This window comes from Falsihalocynthiibacter sp. BN13B15, from assembly GCF_041205415.1.
Lineage (GTDB): Bacteria > Pseudomonadota > Alphaproteobacteria > Rhodobacterales > Rhodobacteraceae > Falsihalocynthiibacter > Falsihalocynthiibacter arcticus.
In genome coordinates, this window is sequence record NZ_JBGFCE010000015.1 from 1 (window position 1) to 14,668 (window position 14,668).

A 14,668-nucleotide genomic window follows, 5' to 3' on the forward strand; every position below is an offset into this window, starting at 1 on the left:
TAACGTTGTGTCATGAAAAAACGCGCTCCTTTTCGCTATTTCAAGACGTCTCCTGAAATCATCCGTCTTGCGGTGATGTTGTACGTCAGATTCCCACTCTCACTTCGAAACGTGGAAGATTAACACCAAGAACGAGGGATCGACGTGAGCCACGAAACGGTTCGGTTTTGGTGGAACCGATTTGGCCCAATGTTTGCAGCTGAGATCCGTAGACGGCGGGTCAGTCGGATGCAAGGTGTTGTCAGAGAGAATTGGCTTGAGACGGGCAGGGCGGTTTTGCAGCCTCTGCTCATGACCAAAAGTGATCCCTTTAAGTGCTTTCACAGCAGCCCGGAGATCATTCGCCTGGCGGTGATGATGTATGTTCGCTTTCCACTATCTCTCCGAAACGTCGGGGACCTGCTGCACGAGCGCGGCATCGACATCAGCCACGAAACGGTTCGGTACTGGTGGAATAGATTTGGCCCGATGTTCGCCGCTGAAATCCGCCGGAAACGTGTCCAACAGATGCGGTCGTATTCAAACTGGCGATGGCATTTGGACGAGGTTTTCGTAAAGATCAACGACGAGCAGCACTATCTTTGTAGGGCGGTTGATCACGAGGGTGAAGTGCCGGAATCCTTCGTCACAAAGCGCTGAGATCGCAAAGCGGCATTGAAATTTCTTAAGAAAACAATGAAGCGCCACGGACGTCCCCATGTCTTGGTGACAGACAAACTCCGATCCTACGGCGCTGCGATGAAAGATATCGGCAATGCCGACAAGCGGGAAACTGGCCGCTGGATGAACAATCAGGCGGAGAACTCGCACCTGCCATTTCGACGACGAGAACGAGCCATGCAGCGGTTCCGCAGCATGCGAAGTTTGTAGAAATTCGTCACCGTTCATGCCTCCGTCTACAACCATTTCAACCAGCAGCGGGCTTTCTACAGCAGAGATAATTTCAAGCTCAACTGTGCCGCCGCTCTTGCCGAGTGGCGCCAACTCTGTTCAGCATAAGTTCCGGCAATCAGGGTCATACTGAGACTGGTTCGAATTGGTCTGACACCACCACCTGAACGCTTGCAAAGTAGCATCTTTCTCTGAGAAATTAGAATTCAGTAGCCTTCAATCCTACGGGCTTTGAGCCGCAAGTTTACCCTCAAGTTCCGCAATTGTGGATTGAAGTGACATGATGTGTTTTTCCACCTCGGCCTGCGTAAAGCGGGGGGTTATATACTGAGGGCAGTTCCAATCAAATGCTTCGAGCGAAATCAAAAAACCACGTTCCGTTCTCGCCTGATGCCTATCGTCCAGCGATAGTTTTTGCAGGGTGCCCCGCTCAGAAGCCTCGAGTGTGCGAACTCTGCCCAACAGTTTGAGGCGGGTTTTGTTCGGGTAGTCCATAAAAAACAAAGACACGCGGTCGTTTTGCCGGAGGTTCCCGGCGCTCACATATTGCCGGTTGCCTCTAAAGTCAGCAAACCCCAGAGTCTTGCCGTCAATGATCTTCACGAAACCAGTTGGACCACCGCGGTGTTGCACATATGGCCAGCCCGTTTCGCTGACGGTTGCCATGTAAAAGCTGTCGCGGGTGGCAATAAACTGGGCCTCGTTTGGCCCAAGAACATCGTTGTAGTCGTCACCGACTTCCATTCGGGCGTACGACGGACGTGATCCTTGCTCGGACTGGAAGTTTTTCACAGTCTTCGTGAAAGCGAGTTCGGCGAATTTATGTCCCATTTTGTGGATCCTTTCAATTTGAGGCTTCTACAGGCCGAGGTCTGACAACCCGGGATGACCGATTGGGCGAGCGCCTTGCGGCCACAAGAATTTTCGCGCACTTTCTGCAATTGGCAGATCATTGATACTGGCGAAGCGAGTTTGCATTAACCCGTTGGCATCAAACTCCCAGTTTTCGTTTCCGAAAGACCGAAACCACGCGCCATCATTTCCTTGCCATTCATAAGCAAAACGAACGGAAATTCGGTTATCGGTAAAGGCCCAAAGCTCTTTGATCAGACGGTATTGATGTTCTCGCGACCATTTTTCGGTCAGAAAGCTTTGGATTTCGCGGCGACCTTTCGGAAAGGCTACGCGATTTTGCCATGTGCTATCGATTGTGTAAGCAAGTGATACTTTTTCAGGGTCTCCGGAATTCCATGCATCCTCGGCAAGACGAATTTTCTGGATCGCGGTTTCTTTTGTAAATGGGGGCAAAGGTGGGCGTTTGGACATGTTGACCTCCGGTGTGCAGGACAGGCGGCGCAGGCAACAGAACCTGCACCGCGATTGTTTAGTTGGACAGATTTTCGGACAGGAAGGTTCGGATCGCTGCGGCAACTTCTGGCCCATGGGATTCAAGAATGAAGTGGCCCGCGTCAATCAGATGAAGTTCTGCATCAGGCAAGTCGCGCAGGTAAGGTGTCGCGCCTTCGGTCGGAAAGATTTGGTCGTTTTCACCCCAAACAATCAACGTCGGCGGTTGGAATGTCCGGAAGAATTCCTGAAAGTCGGGATACAGGTCGACATTCGTGCGGTAATCGTAAAACAGGTCCAGCTGGATTTCCTGATTTCCCGGGCGATCAAGATACGCTTGATCAAGCATCCAAGCATCAGGGCTAACGCGATTGAGATGGGTTTCGGGCACACCGTGCGTGTATTGCCATTCTGTCGCGCCAACATTTAGGAACCCTCTCAAGGGTTCACGGTTTTCATCAGAGGCATCATTCCAGTAAGTTCGAAATACGTCCCAGAATCCAAGCAAACCTTCTTCGTAAGCGTTGCCATTTTGAATGATCATTGCTTCGATAGCGTTGGGCTCGCGCAACGCCAGACGATACCCGACAGGTGCACCATAATCCATTAAGTACATGCTGTAGGATGTGAGATCCAAAGCGTCTGTAAACCCGTCCATCAGGTCCGCATATTTGGCAAAACTGTACTCAAACTCACTCGGATCAGGCATAGAGCTGCGACCGAACCCAGGATAGTCGGGCGCGATCACGCGGTAGTTGTCTGCCAATTCGGGAATGAGATCACGATACTGTTGGGACGACGTCGGAAAACCATGCAACAAGAGCAAGACAGGCGCATCCGCATTCCCGGCTTCCCGATAAAAAATGTCCTGCCCGTCAATGGTCACAGTGTTGTGACGAACGGCAGTATTGCCAGCGTCATTGAACGCGGACGTTTCTTCTGCTGAGGTCGTGGTAACGAATGGCACTGACAGCGCCAAAGTGATGAGGCCGGACAGTAAGCTCGGCTTGATTGTATTTAGTTTCATATCTGTGTCCTCTGGTCTAGGCCGCCAACAGGAAGGGTTCCAGCGGCGTCTGAACAACAGATAGCGCTTCTTGATATCTGGAATAATTCTGATAATTGTAAATTCATTATTGCAAAAAGAGGAATAAATGGATCGTGTCCTTCAAATGGAAGTTTTTGCCGCAATCAACGATAGTGGTAGTTTCGTGCAAGCGGCCGACCGGCTTCGTATGTCGCCACCTGCCATCACGCGCACGATGAATGCGCTAGAAGAAAGGTTGGGTGTTCAGTTGCTGACACGGTCGACACGCCAATTGACGCTTACCGACGCGGGCACTCGCTTCCTCATTGCAACGCGTCAGCTCTTGTCCGAGATTGAGGCCGCAGAAAAAATGGCGGTTGGCGAAGCGGGTGTCGCGCAGGGTCATTTGACTGTATCTGCCTCGATGACATTCAGTCGGATGATCGCAGCCCCTGTCGTTCGTGCCTTTCTGGCCTCCCATCCGAGGCTTTCAGTGTCTTTGATCGCGGTCGACCGCGTGACTAACCTTGTCGAAGAGGGGATTGATGTCGCGATCAGAATTGGCGATTTGCCAGACTCCAGTCTCATGGCAAAGCGTTTGGGAATGGTTCGACGGTGTTTCGTTGCCAGCCCTGAATATCTGAATCGCAGAGGCACTCCCAGCGACCCATCTGATTTGAAACTGCATTCCATCATCGGGTTCACTGGGATCATGTCCAGCCATGACTGGCACTATAAACACGGCAAAACACGGGGGCATGTTCACCTAAGTCCCCGATTGGAAGTGAATGACGCTGCAACGGGTCTGGCAGCGGCAGAAGCCGGAGAGGGAATTATTATGGCGTTATCGTATATGGTTGCTGAACAGTTGCGCTCAGGCCAACTTGTGCCACTGCTCATAGAATTCATGCCTCCTGCAGAACCTATCCATCTTGTTTATCCCCAGAGCAAAATCGTCGCTCCAAAAGTGCGGGCCTTTTTGGACTTTGCAACCGATCAATTGAGCGAATCTATTGGGGAATCTGATCTAGCAGTGCGTACGTGAAACTTCACTTGGGACAACTGGTAGCGGATTTTGGAATTAAGCCAATACTTTTGAAAGTAGCGGTTTGAAACCCTAACCGCAGACGTCCGTTTTGTCCTGTGTGGATGTATATGGACCCCGCCTTTTTGCAACGCCTTAGTTAGAGCTGGATAGGTTTCACGGTTGCTGACGTATATCCGGCTTCTGAATGCGGCCCGAAGTATCGTCGCCGCGAGCCCCGATGGATTTCCGCTCGCTTCTTCCTCATTGGCTCCAAGGCATCGGCTTTCGCCTTGCCGGTCCACACATCAGGTTTAAGAAGATTCGGAACGTGTCGTCTCACCATCCCTTGCCAAGTTGCTGCAATTCTGTCGGGAGTGTCCTCCTTTATTCGTTTTGTTCTGAGCTTTTCTCAGGCGGCTTGTGGCGTTTCGGGTCCGCGGTAGTCCTCGTTCTTGGACAAGATAGACCACACAATTCGGGCATTTTTGTTGGCAAGGGCCACTGCAACTACATTTGGGTGTCGCCGCTCACGCATCCGGTTGATCCAGACGCTTCTCGCATCCTGTTTTCCGCCAGCTTTGCCAAGAACAGCTCGGGCTCCGTGGATCAAAAGTGTACGCAAGTACCGATCACCGCGCTTGCTGATCCCAAACAATCGAGACTTCCCCCCACTTGATCTTTGTTTGGGAACCAGCCCCAGCCATGCCGCAAACTGGCGCCCATTCTTAAAGCAGGACTGGTCTCCGACGGCCGCGACCAGCGCTGTGGCGGTGATCGGGCCAATACCCTCGATCTTCCCGATGCGCTGACACATCTCGTTTGTTCGGAAAAGGTTCCGGATCCTGCGGTCGTAGGAAGAGATGCGTTCGTCGAGAGCGGCTAATTCCTGATGAATGTCAGACGCCAATTCCTGGATCAAATCGCCAAGATCGCGATCCGCTCCCTCCACGATTTGCGTTAACGCTCGGCGAAGTCGCGAGATGTCTCGGCCAATGACAACGCCATGTTCCGCCAGCAGGCCGCGTATCTGGTTCACAAGCCGGGTGCGGCTAGACACCAAACGTTGGCGAATACGGTGGACCGCCTGTATCTCAAGTTGTTCAGAAGATTTCGGCGGCACAAAGCGCATTGATGGTCGACTAATTGCCTCACAGATTGCCTCAGCGTCGTTCCTATCATTCTTGTTCGACTTCACATACGGCGTCACAAACTGCGGGGCGATCAACCGAACCTGATGACCAAGCTCAGTGAGCACCTTCGCCCAATAATGCGAGCTACTGCAGGCTTCCATGCCGATTAGACAAGGCGGCAATTCCGCAAAAAACTGCGGAACCGCATCGCGCCGCAGGGTCTTTCTCAAAACAACGTGATCTCGCATATCAACGCCGCACACTTCAAAAACGCTCTTCGCTAAATCCAAACCAATTCGGACGATCTCCATGGTATTCCTCCTTCGCTTCAATTGACCTTCATAAGATCACCGTATGAGGGTAGCGGGGTCCATACCATTGGCTCCTGCTTTGCAAGCCCTTTTAGGTGATTGATACATTTTCAGATGCAGTCTTGTGTCCGGCCTGTTAGCGCGGCACATTTGACCGCTGGCCCTGATGGTTTCCACGAACCAAGCCCCATTCCGGGCACTGTCAGAGGAAAATCGCTTGGGGCGGGCAGGACCAGCGACTAGCGTTCGTCCATGACAAAACCCTCCCCTTTTCGCTACTTCAAAACGAGTCCTGAAATCATCCGTCTAGCAGTGATGCTCTACGTTCGATTTCCACTTTCGCTTCGAAATGTGGAAGATCTTTTGCATGAACGAGGCATCGATGTCAGCCACGAAACCATCCGTTTCTGGTGGAACCGATTTGGCCCAATGTTTGCAGCTGAGATCCGTAGAAAGGGGGTCAGCCGGATGCGATGTTACTCGAATTGGCAGTGGCACCTCGATGAGGTTTTTGTGAAGATAAACGGCGAACTGCACTATCTATGGCGGGCTGTTGACCATGAAGGAGAAGTGCTGGAAAGCTATGTCACCAAGCGTCGGGATCATAAGGCCGCGTTGAAATTCCTCAAGAAAACCATGAAACGTCATGGCAGAGCCGAGGTGCTAGTTACTGACAAACTTCGCTCATATGGCGCCGCGATGAAGGTAATTGGTAACGCGGCGAAACAGGAAACGGGTCGTTGGAAAAACAATCGCGCCGAGAACTCGCACTTGCCGTTTCGACGACGGGAGCGGGCAATGATCCGCTTCAGGCGCATGCGAACCTTGCAGAAATTCGTTGCTGTCCACGCTTCCATCCACAACCATTTTAACCAGGACCGATGCCTCTCCCAAAGAGATCATTTCAAGATGAACCGCACCGCTGCTCTGGCTGAGTGGCGCGGTCTTTGCGCAGCATAAAGGGCAGGGCTACTGGCTTAGCTGAGACGAGTTCGAATTCGTCTGACACCACCTATCTCGCGCATATGGTGACGGGACCGGACATGGCGGAAATCTGGTGCCGATAATCTCTGGCGGCCTTGTCGCAACCCTTTCGATATTAGCGTTGTTTAGGCCCCTGCCAAGCGAGCCTGCGGACCTTGAAGCGTCGCCAATGCGGCCATGGGCTGTACTGGCGTCAACGGTTGCGTTTTTGGCGCTAATGCCCGTCCTTGGGTATCCCATCGTTACACCCGTGTGGGTCGCAGGCATCATGGCCATCCTCGGCATGCGCAATTTGCCTGTCATGGCGGGCACGTCGATAGGGCTGTCGTTCATTGCCTATATACTTTTGGCCAAACTGGCCTTCGTTTCGCCCCCCATGGGCCCATTTGGAGGTTATTAGTTTTGGACTTACAAATTTTTGCGGGTTTCGCCGCCCTTTATGCCGACCCCAGTGTGCTGCTGTTTATATTTGCAGGTGTTGTCGCCGGTGTATTTGTTGGCGCTTTGCCGGGATTGACCGCAACGACGGGGTGCGCACTGTTGCTGCCCTTTACCTTTGGGCACGACCCGTTGCAGGGCATCTTGATGCTAGTGGGTGTTTTTTGCGGTGGCATTTACGGGGGTTCGCTCTCGGCAATATTGCTGCGCACGCCAGGCACACCTGCCGCAGCCGCGACCATGATCGATGGTTTCCCCATGGCCGAACGCGGCGAGGCGAGGCGTGCCATCGGGCTCGCGACTGTGGCGTCGTTTGTCGGGGGAACGGTCGGAGCCCTGATCATGACGGCTTTGGCACCGCTGCTAGCACGTGCCGGCCTTGCATTCGGGCCACCAGAATTCTTCGCACTTACACTTTTTGGCTTGACGATGATCGTTGCTGTTGCTGGCAAAAACCTCCTGCGTGGTGCTTTGGCCGCTGCCGCTGGGGTCTTGGTCACGACCATCGGGTTTGATCCAATTTCCGCGCAGGCGCGTTTTACGTTTGGATCGCGCGAGCTCTTGGGCGGGGTCGAGTTGATCCCCGTCCTGATTGGTCTGTTTGGCGTGGCACAAGTCCTCGCTCGTGCCGAACGTTTACTCGTATTCCCCGAAGATATCACAGCCGGGCATCTCTTTCCGCGCCTTGCAGACCTTATTGTGACACGATGGACCATGGTAAAATCCGCGGTTATCGGGGTTTTTGTGGGCGCAGTCCCTGGGGCGGGTTGTGATATTGCCGCCTTTGCCGCCTATGCTGAAGCGCGCCGCTCTGCACCAGATCCATCAACATTCGGCAAGGGTGATTTACAGGGCGTTGCGGCTCCGGAGGCCGCGAATAACGCGGCAACAGCGGGCGCATTGATCCCGATGTTGTCGTTAGGTGTGCCTGGTGACGCAGTGACGGCGGTGCTTTTGGGCGCCTTGACAATCCATGGATTTGAGCCAGGCCCCGTCTTTTTTGCGGACAATTTGGTGCTGGTTAATTCAATCTTTGCGGGGGTTATTGTGACACAAGCCATCCTGTTGATCGTTGGGTTGTCGTTGGCTGGCATGTTTGCCCGCTTGATCCGTATCGATCAAAGAATTATGGTTCCGGCTATCCTGTTCCTATGCATGTTTGGTGCATACTCAGTGCGCTATAGCCTCTTCGATATGTGGCTAACTTTGGCGATAGGCGTTATCGGCTACCTGCTTGAAAAAGTGCGCGTCCCCCTGTCGCCGATGCTCCTAGGGATCGTGCTTGGGACATTGGCCGAACAGAATTTGCGTCGGTCGCTTATTATTTCTCATGACGACCCGCTTATCTTTTTCCAGCGCCCCGTGTCCGGTTTACTGCTTTTGATGGCGACGCTCGCGTTGGTCGCCATGTGGCGTGCGAATAATAGGTCTGTTTCTGGAAGTGTGAACTCAAGTTAGGTTGCGATATTTTTTCTATACAGGTTTCGTACTTGTGTGGTTGCCGCCTGTGAGGCACTGTCAGAGGAAATTCTCTTGAGGCTGGCAGGGCAAGCAACTAGCGTTCGCCCATGACAAAACGCTCCCCTTTCCGCTACTTCAAAACGAGTCCTGAAATCATCCGTCTTGCAGTGATGCTCTACGTTCGGTTCCCATTGTCGCTTAGGAATGTTGAAGATCTTCTGCATGAACGAGGCATCGATGTCAGCCACGAAACCGTCCGTTTCTGGTGGAACCGATTTGGCCCAATGTTTGCAGCTGAGATCCGTAGAACGCGGGTTAGTCGGATACGATGTTACTCGAATTGGCAATGGCACCTTGACGAAGTTTTTGTGAAGATAAACGGCGAACTGCACTATCTATGGCGTGTCGTGGATCACGAGGGTGAAGTGTTGGAATCCTACGTTAAGAAGCGCCGGGATCGCAAGGCCGCATTGAAATTTCTTAAGAAAACAATGAAACGTCATGGTAAAGCCGAGGTATTAGTTACCGACAAACTTCGCTCATACGGCGCCGCGATGAAGGTAGTTGGTAACGTGGCGAAACAGGAAACGGGTCGTTGGAAAAACAATCGCGCTGAAAATTCGCACTTGCCGTTTCGACGACGAGAGAGTGCCATGATCCGCTTTAGGCGCATGCGAACCTTGCAGAAATTTGTTTCCGTCCATGCATCCGTTTTCAACCACTTCAATCAGGAGCGCAGCCTTTCCCAAAGAGGTCATTTCAAGATGAACCGCACTGCTGCTCTGGCTGAGTGGCGCGGTCTTTGCGCGGCATAAAGGGCAGTCTCACTGGCCTAGCTGAGACGAGTTCGAATTCGTCTGACACCACCCCAGAAAGCCATCTCGTTTGAAAGAATGGGCAACAAAGTTAGCCGAGCGTAAAGGGCATAAGAAAGCAGCCGTAGCCGCCTCTCGGAAAATTGCCGTCATCCTACATTGCCTCTGGCGAAACGAAACCACGTTTGAGCTTGGAATGGAGGGTGCCAGCTGAGAGATTGAGATTTTGAATACCTGCCCGAGAGACAAGGGGTAGGTTCGACGTCCTCCGGGACGGAGGCAGATCGAGCCAGCAAAGCGGCACTGTCAGAAGAAAACCGGTTGAGGCGGGCAGGGTGAACGCCTAGCGTCGCAGGATGACAAAACGCGACCCATTCAAGTACTTCAAGACGAGCCCGCAGATCATCCGCCTGGCAGTGATGCTTTACGTTCGGTACCCTCTGTCACTCCGGAATGTGGAGGATTTGTTGCATGAGCACGGCATCGCCATCAGCCACGAGTCAGTCCGTTTCTGGTGGAACCGCTTTGGCCCAGTGTTTGCTGCGGAAATCCGTAGGAGACGGGTGGACCGAATGCGTTCGGGGACACATTGGCAATGGCACATGGATGAAGTGTTCGTGAAAATAAATGGGGAGCAGCACTACCTTTGGCGCGCGGTCGATCACGAAGGGGAAGTTCTCGAAAGCTTCGTTACAAAGCGCCGCGATCGCAAAGCTGCATTGAAATTCCTCAGGAAAACGATGAAACGGCATGGGAACCCGCATATCTTCGTGACCGACAAACTGCGACCCTACGGTGCGGCGATGAAGGTCATCGGCAGCGCCGACAAACAGGAAACTGGCCGCTGGCTCAACAATCGTGCCGAGAATTCACATCAGCCATTCCGACGAAGAGAACGGGCAATGATCCGCTTCAGGCGCATGCGAACCTTGCAGAAATTCGTTGCTGTCCACGCTTCCATTCACAACCATTTCAATCAAGACCGAAGCCTCTCCCAACGCGATCACTTCAAGGCCAACCGCACTGCCGCACTCGCCGAGTGGCGCGGCCTTTGTGCGGCATAAAAGGGCAGGGGTACTGGCCTAGCTGAGACGAGTTCGATTAAGTCTGACACCACCGTTTTCAACCATTTCAATCAGGAGCGCAGCCTTTCCCAAAGAGATCATTTCAAGAACAACCGCACTGCTGCTCTGGCTGAGTGGCGCGGTCTTTGCGCGGCATAAAGGGCAGTCACACTGGCCTAGCTGAGACGAGTTCGAATTTGTCAGACAGCACCGATTGTGATACTTTTCTTGCAAGATCCAAAGAAATCAATGCATCTAGCGCAAGCCTGAAACGTGGATCACGCGCGGCATGGCGCTTCAGTACATTCACATTCCACTCCAGCACAGTGCTCTCTCGGGACAATACTGCAGTGCCCGAGGCCGAGTTTCCTGTCAAAAAAGAAACTTCCCCGATGAATGAGTTTTGCGGAATCGAAAAACTTCCGTTTCTTTTTTCGATATGAGCCTCACCATCAAGGATGTAGTAAAGCGTGGCGACCTTTGTGCCAGCAGTGGTTAGCTTGAATCCAGCCGGCCTAACGACCCGGCTTGTCGCACGCATCAGTTTTCTGAAATCTCCAGGGGGCAGATTGTTGAAGTGGAGATAAATGTCTCGGAATTCCTTGGGGATTGCCCTAGCAGAGCGTCTGTACATCAAACCCAGCAGCCCCAAAGTATTTGCAGTCCCTGTCGCGACACTTGCCCAGATTGCAGGCCAAAGCGGCGTGCTATCGACGATTGCATAATACCAAATGTAGAGGACAGTTCCGATAAGTAGCATCGTCCGCAAGACCACCTGATTGATGACCAAATATCCAAAGACGAACATTCCAGCCGCTGCAAAGACCAGATAGTCAGTTAAGAGCAAGTCTTCCATTATACATCCGCAACTGTTGATTTTTCATTACATCATTAGCCAGATGAAAGGCATATCTCAATGCAAACACTCAAAAAACCTCGCGGGATGAACTTTCTGAATACGAAATTTCAGTATAGTTGGCGCTTTTCCCTTTATCTTCAATCCCTTTAACCCTCATAGTTCAAGCCTGAAAAAAAAGCAGAGGACTGGTCTCGCCCAACTGTGCAGAAAGGAAACTATGGATCAATTCGCACATCTGAACTGGATAGAAGCAGTCGGTTGGTTGGCATCGTTTCTTACTGTGGCTAGTTACTCTGTCGGTACAATGTTGCCGCTACGCATACTGGCGATTTCCTCATCAATTTGCTTCGCGCTGTATTCATTTTCGCTTCAGCTATGGCCACTTTTGGCAATGGAGTTGATCTTGCTTCCGATCAATATTTATCGGTTCTGGCAGGTTCTTTCGTTACGTGTGAAGGTGAACTACAAAAGCGAAAAGAGCCAGTTCGATTTCTCTGTTATTAAGGCATATGGAAAGCAGCTGCACTTTACCAAAGGGGAGACTGTGTTCAGGAAAGGTGATGGAACCGATTACCTCTACTTCATTGAAACGGGGAGGATTTCCATTGTGGAGTTAGGAGTAGAAATGGTGGCAGGTGATATTTTCGGAGAGATAGCATTCTTCACGGATGCAGCCACACGAACCGCAACTGCAAGCTGTATCGAACAAGCTGAGGTTTACGCTTTAACTGAAAAGCAGCTTATGCGGTTGCAGTTCGAAGACCCGCGCTTTGGCATGGCGGTCATGCGGACCATTACGCAGCGTTTACTAAATTCCGCCCGCAAATTGCCCATTAAATCGGAATATTCCGACCAAGCAGTTTCTTAGTTGCATAACTGCCACTGAAAAGAGTTCCCCAATCCTAATGTGAGTATCGAACGATGTCATTTCAAACTGTCGAACTCATCGGTTTTGCGGCCTCGGCGCTAGTATTCTTGACATTCTGTATGCAGACCCTCCTATCACTTCGGTTGATTGCCGCAGCTTCAAACGTCCTTTTTATAATCTATGCTGGAGTCGCAGGGTTGACCCCCATTCTTGTTTTGCACGGATTACTATTTCCGATAAACATTTGGCGCCTACAGCAGCAGTTAATGCTACGGCGCAGGATAGCCAGTACGTTCAGCCATCCCCCCGAAATAAACATACTGATGCCGTTCATGACGTTTGAGAAATTTGAGGCCGGGTCCCAAATATTCAGCAAAGGCGATCTAGCGGACCGACTTTATGTCATAATCGACGGCGAAGTCAGAGTTGAAGGCGTTGAGCAAACGATCAAAACAGGCGAGATATTCGGCGAAATCGGCCTATTTTCGGGCGAAGGACTTCGCACTGGAACTGTGAGCGCAGTCGGGCAAGTTGAAACATCATGGATCAACCGGACGACAGTCATGAAGGTTTTTGAAGACCACCCAGACTTTGCGTTGGCGCTCACCATGCTTATTACGTCGCGCCTAATTGAAAATCAGACAACTCTACACAACCAGCTAAAATTGAATGACAACATAAAAATTCCATCTGTCTCATGAGGGCGCGGGCAAGACATCTGTAATACCTGTCCCCTCAAATTTATTGCTTTATCAGGTGACCTGCCTGAACCGTCATTTCAACGCCCTTGAGATCGAAACTTTGCAGGTCAACGGCTTCGTTCTGTCGGCCAGCCGCATTGAGCGCCGCTTCGCTGATCAAAACCTCGCCAGCCTGTGCGGCATCGGAAAGTCGTGCGGCAACGTTCACATCATAGCCGAACGCGCTAATTTCTTGCAGGTCATTGCCAACCGATGCAACAGTGCCCAGATAGGCGCGTCCTGAGTGCAAGGCGATCCCCACGGGCACGCTCTCGCCCTTAAAGGTCGCATTCTTCAATGTCTCGGTCATTTTAAAAGCGCCTTCGACTGCCTTCTTCACATAATCCTCACCGCTAAAACCAGGAGGCCAAACGCCAATTATTGAATCGCCTTGAAACTGCAGTACAAATCCCTCTGAACGCCAAAGAACCGGAATGATTGTTTCGCGCATAAAAACGATCAATTCTTTAAATTCTTTGGGGGACATGCGAGAGGAAATCTCGACCGAGCCGCGCAAATCACAGAACATGATCGCCAGATCAACCTCTGCACCGCCCGGGAACGCCTTCAAAAATCCATCGCATGCGTTACAGAATAGCGGATTTCGCGACGATGCCTCTAGGCCCATTCGTTTGGTAATCCAGCCACCAAAACCGTTCAATGGCGCGTAACACATCTTGCATCGCGTTCGGCCCGGCAACATGGAATAGCGCCTTTGCTTTTTCGCTAGGACCGGATGTCCGATTTGAAAAACTTGATGCCAAAGCTCTTCGTTTCCTTCTTCACGGGCGAATTCGTCCAACTGTGGAATTGTGCTCATTTTTTAGGATCCTTTGGTGATGCACTCATAATGAGCGACGGTTCTTCAAGCACTCCTGGGCTGTTACAGACTGCGGTCGCAGCCAAGAATGTAGGTCCGGCTTTGACTTTTCGAACTGGCCCCATGCCGCGGTAAAGTACCGAGATTGCCTCCCCTTCCTTAAAGGGCACGTCTTTAGGAATTGTTCGATTTCCGGTTTTTGGATCGCAAAGACGTAGATCAGGGGCCGACACCACAATACCCGCCTCAAGAAGCGGCTTGTCCAACCATAGCGGCGCTTCTGCCAAGCTCATAATGTGATCATAGTCTGGGCCAAACATTGGCACCTCAAACTTGCCAGAGCTCAACGATGCGGTTTGCAAGTTGGTCATATGTGCTTCATCCCCTTCTCCCCAGAGTAGGTAGGTCGCATAGTCGGGTTGCTTAAGATGATGGGAAAACGGGCGATAAGTCACAATGCGCTCAACACGCACATCAATGTCCGCGATAATTGGTTTTAAGCGTTTTTTGTCCCATGGGAAAAAGTGCGGGTCTGCTTCTTCTTCGTCTGTGAAGGCTGGAAGCCCCTGAAAGATGTTCGCCTTGAATGTCGGGCGGCGGCCGGATGGAATCTCCGGGATCATAAACTGGGCAGAATCCGCGTCATCGTTGCAAAGGACAAATGTATCAAGCGGATACATCTCGCGCGCCTCATCGTATGTTGATTTGGCCTCGGGCGGCAGTTCGAGTTTGATAACGAGCTGATACTTGTGCTCTTCGTGATGATATTGGGTCATATGAACCCCAAAAACGTCCTTATCGCCAACCAAAATCAAAGCATGTTGATGAGGGTGGTTTGTGACGAAATTTGATGGCCTCTTTGTAGTCATATTATCCATGTGCGGCA

14 protein-coding genes and 3 pseudogenes are annotated in these 14,668 nt (G+C 51.7%); 10 read left to right on the forward strand and 7 right to left on the reverse strand.

Features of this window, described 5'->3' with window-relative positions; all coding sequences use genetic code 11:
- Positions 1–12 precede the first annotated feature (12 nt).
- Positions 13–210, forward strand: a pseudogene (locus tag AB9F26_RS18885) (IS6 family transposase); the annotation flags it as partial.
- A gap of 81 nt (positions 211–291) precedes the next feature.
- Positions 292–999, forward strand: a pseudogene (locus tag AB9F26_RS18890) (IS6 family transposase).
- Positions 1,000–1,113: 114 nt separating this feature from the next.
- Here AB9F26_RS18890 and AB9F26_RS18895 read toward each other — a convergent pair.
- Genes AB9F26_RS18895 through AB9F26_RS18905 form a run of 3 tightly spaced genes read right to left on the reverse strand, consistent with a single transcriptional unit; the run spans position 1,114 to position 3,265 of the window.
- On the reverse strand, positions 1,114–1,722 hold the full coding sequence (locus AB9F26_RS18895) for a pyridoxamine 5'-phosphate oxidase family protein (protein ID WP_369756721.1): 609 nt from the start codon (positions 1,720–1,722) through the stop codon (positions 1,114–1,116).
- 27 nt (positions 1,723–1,749) lie between these two features.
- Positions 1,750–2,217, reverse strand: a complete 468-nt coding sequence (locus AB9F26_RS18900) for a DUF1348 family protein (RefSeq protein ID WP_369768733.1) — start codon at positions 2,215–2,217, stop codon at positions 1,750–1,752.
- Between the two features lie 58 nt (positions 2,218–2,275).
- Positions 2,276–3,265, reverse strand: a complete 990-nt coding sequence (locus tag AB9F26_RS18905) for an alpha/beta fold hydrolase (protein ID WP_369768735.1) — start codon at positions 3,263–3,265, stop codon at positions 2,276–2,278.
- A 127-nt stretch (positions 3,266–3,392) separates the two neighbouring features.
- Between AB9F26_RS18905 and AB9F26_RS18910 the strand changes: the two genes are divergently transcribed.
- Positions 3,393–4,310, forward strand: coding sequence for a LysR family transcriptional regulator (locus AB9F26_RS18910; protein WP_369768737.1), 918 nt, complete (start codon positions 3,393–3,395; stop codon positions 4,308–4,310).
- 391 nt (positions 4,311–4,701) lie between these two features.
- Here the strand turns inward: AB9F26_RS18910 and AB9F26_RS18915 are convergent, their stop codons facing one another.
- Complete coding sequence (locus tag AB9F26_RS18915) at positions 4,702–5,733, reverse strand: IS110 family transposase (protein ID WP_369768738.1); 1,032 nt, start codon at positions 5,731–5,733, stop codon at positions 4,702–4,704.
- A 252-nt stretch (positions 5,734–5,985) separates the two neighbouring features.
- Here AB9F26_RS18915 and AB9F26_RS18920 point away from each other — a divergent pair, with 252 nt between their 5' ends.
- The 5 genes and pseudogenes from AB9F26_RS18920 to AB9F26_RS18940 all read left to right on the forward strand — a co-directional run bounded on the left by AB9F26_RS18920 (position 5,986) and on the right by AB9F26_RS18940 (position 10,495).
- The gene (locus AB9F26_RS18920; protein WP_369768740.1) at positions 5,986–6,693 is read left to right on the forward strand and encodes an IS6 family transposase; all 708 of its coding nucleotides are present in this window, start codon (positions 5,986–5,988) and stop codon (positions 6,691–6,693) included.
- Between the two features lie 88 nt (positions 6,694–6,781).
- Positions 6,782–7,117 (forward strand): annotated as a pseudogene (locus AB9F26_RS18925) (tripartite tricarboxylate transporter TctB family protein); the annotation flags it as partial.
- Positions 7,118–7,119: 2 nt separating this feature from the next.
- Complete coding sequence (locus AB9F26_RS18930; protein WP_369768741.1) at positions 7,120–8,613, forward strand: tripartite tricarboxylate transporter permease; 1,494 nt, start codon at positions 7,120–7,122, stop codon at positions 8,611–8,613.
- A 110-nt stretch (positions 8,614–8,723) separates the two neighbouring features.
- Positions 8,724–9,431 carry an IS6 family transposase gene (locus AB9F26_RS18935; RefSeq protein WP_369768742.1) on the forward strand — a complete coding sequence of 236 codons (708 nt, stop codon included), beginning with the start codon at positions 8,724–8,726 and terminating at the stop codon, positions 9,429–9,431.
- A 356-nt stretch (positions 9,432–9,787) separates the two neighbouring features.
- Entirely contained in the window at positions 9,788–10,495 is a 708-nt protein-coding gene (locus AB9F26_RS18940; protein ID WP_369768744.1) for an IS6 family transposase, read from the forward strand.
- Between the two features lie 166 nt (positions 10,496–10,661).
- Here AB9F26_RS18940 and AB9F26_RS18945 read toward each other — a convergent pair whose 3' ends face one another.
- Complete coding sequence (locus AB9F26_RS18945; protein WP_369768745.1) at positions 10,662–11,351, reverse strand: cyclic nucleotide-binding domain-containing protein; 690 nt, start codon at positions 11,349–11,351, stop codon at positions 10,662–10,664.
- A gap of 220 nt (positions 11,352–11,571) precedes the next feature.
- Here AB9F26_RS18945 and AB9F26_RS18950 point away from each other — a divergent pair, with 220 nt between their 5' ends.
- Positions 11,572–12,222, forward strand: coding sequence for a cyclic nucleotide-binding domain-containing protein (locus tag AB9F26_RS18950; RefSeq protein ID WP_335586746.1), 651 nt, complete (start codon positions 11,572–11,574; stop codon positions 12,220–12,222).
- Between the two features lie 53 nt (positions 12,223–12,275).
- On the forward strand, positions 12,276–12,923 hold the full coding sequence (locus AB9F26_RS18955; protein WP_369757983.1) for a cyclic nucleotide-binding domain-containing protein: 648 nt from the start codon (positions 12,276–12,278) through the stop codon (positions 12,921–12,923).
- A 40-nt stretch (positions 12,924–12,963) separates the two neighbouring features.
- On the opposite strand, the gene AB9F26_RS18960 is transcribed toward AB9F26_RS18955, so the two are convergent.
- Positions 12,964–13,782, reverse strand: coding sequence for an adenylate/guanylate cyclase domain-containing protein (locus AB9F26_RS18960; protein WP_335586748.1), 819 nt, complete (start codon positions 13,780–13,782; stop codon positions 12,964–12,966).
- On the reverse strand, positions 13,779–14,660 hold the full coding sequence (locus AB9F26_RS18965; RefSeq protein WP_369768746.1) for a hypothetical protein: 882 nt from the start codon (positions 14,658–14,660) through the stop codon (positions 13,779–13,781). Before AB9F26_RS18965 ends, AB9F26_RS18960 begins: the two co-directional genes overlap by 4 nt.
- Positions 14,661–14,668: the final 8 nt, after the last annotated feature.